The organism is Bradyrhizobium sp. NBAIM08 (assembly GCF_020193935.1).
Taxonomy (GTDB): Bacteria; Pseudomonadota; Alphaproteobacteria; order Rhizobiales; family Xanthobacteraceae; genus Bradyrhizobium; species Bradyrhizobium yuanmingense.
The window spans coordinates 1-395 of the sequence record NZ_JADYVR010001103.1 but is presented as its reverse complement, the minus strand read 5'-3'; the positions used below and the strand labels follow the sequence as shown (position 1 = coordinate 395).

The following is a 395-nucleotide window of genomic DNA, read 5'->3' as shown; positions in this document are numbered from 1 at the left end:
CAGATCGTAGGGGCCGGTCTTGCCGGGATAATATTCAAGGTCATCAATTACGGTGATCTAATGACCGCGGTCATTGCCCTTATCGCGATCGGCGTGGCTTTTCTGAACTATAGGCAGTCTATTAATGAAATAAACTCCGCAATTGCCCAGGTAGAAGAAGCCGAACGCGAAATTGCAGAGACCGAACGCGAAAGACGCGTCGAGGCCGAACGCCACGCTTCGCAGCTAAGCGTTTCGCTGGATAAGGAAGAAAGGGCCAACGTCGCCCTTCGAAAGAGTGAAAAAGACTTTCAGCATGCCGCTCTGCACGACTCACTAACGGGATTAGCTAATCGAAAACAATTTGGCGACATCCTACGCGGTTTGATCGAGGATTATAAGAGGGACCCTTCGAC

1 pseudogene is annotated in these 395 nt (G+C 50.6%); it reads left to right on the top strand.

Annotated features, from left to right (window positions below):
- Positions 1-60: 60 nt before the first annotated feature.
- Positions 61-395, top strand: a pseudogene (locus I6F37_RS43670) (hypothetical protein); the annotation flags it as partial.